Raw genomic sequence first — 1,218 nt, forward strand, 5'->3', positions numbered from 1 at the left:
CAATTGCTAAATCCATACATCACCTTAAAAGAGGTGATTTGATCATGTTTCTTTGGGATAAACAAGATGTGTAGAAGATTCAGCCCAAATGTAGGGGCACTTTAATCGGATTATAGTAATCTAACTCATTGATTCCCCAATCAAAAGAGGATTAAAGTGCCGAGAAAAGATATTATCCTAAATTTACCTGGCTATTCAATAGTCAAAACCCGGTAAAACGCTTATCCCAAACCAGAGCCTGGTATCGGGTTGAGCGTCGTCAAAGTTTTATTAAAGCCCATGAATTGGCGGCTTGGTACCTTGGTGTACAACAATTACAAAATGAAGTTTTACGAGATTATTTATTGTTAATCATACTTACGGAATTGCGCCGACAGGAAGCCGCAACTTTACGCTGGGATCAAGTTGATCTCAACGCTAAAAACGCTAGCTGTACTCGATACCAAAAATCATGAATCCCATACACTTCCTCTTTCCTGTTATCTTTATGAGTTGCTATTATCGCGCAGCCAAAACAGAATCAATGAGTATGTTTTCCCTGGTAAAGGAGCAGCAGGCCATATAATCGAACCGCGTAAGCAAATGACCAATGTTACCAAGCTCTCAGGGATTCATTTTACGGTTCATGATTTAAGGCGAACGTTTATTACTATAGCTGAAGGACTAGACATTTCTGCATATGCATTAAAACGATTAATGAATCATAAAATGAGTGGTGATATTACCGCAGGTTACATTGTGACGGACGTGGAGCGGCTCAGAAGGCCGATGCAGCAGATTACCGATTATTTTTTGAAGTGTATGAGTGTCCAACCATCTGCCACAGTATTAGAAATCCAACTTCAACAAGGAGAGGCTCATGCGAAACAGCCTGTTTCGCAATTGCCTTAGGGGCGCATTGTGCGTATTAATGCAGATGATTCAAGAGAATTCTGTGGGAGCATGGCATGCTGGAAAATTATAAAAAATGGCTGTTTTCGGATCATTGTAGAGATGTAAGTCGAGAGTCATTTGACGCTATTCTATCTCCAGTAAGGTGACGTTAAGAAAATTAAGAAATCTATAATGCCTATATAAAACAGAAAGTGAGGCCTAGGGACAAATGGAAAATCTATGCTATTTATATGACTTATTAACTCATGTTACGCACACTCAGTTTTAAGCGGTCATATTTTTGAGCTCCTGCCAAGCAATTTGGTTTGCTCTAACAATGAGTTT

At 39.3% G+C, this 1,218-nt stretch carries 1 pseudogene; it reads left to right on the forward strand.

The window, feature by feature from the left end:
- Nucleotides 1-200: 200 nt before the first annotated feature.
- A pseudogene (locus tag Lsan_RS12405) lies at nt 201-891 on the forward strand (tyrosine-type recombinase/integrase); the annotation flags it as partial.
- Between the last annotated feature and the right edge of the window lie 327 nt (nt 892-1,218).

Source organism: Legionella santicrucis (assembly GCF_001468135.1).
Taxonomy (GTDB): domain Bacteria; phylum Pseudomonadota; class Gammaproteobacteria; order Legionellales; family Legionellaceae; genus Legionella; species Legionella santicrucis.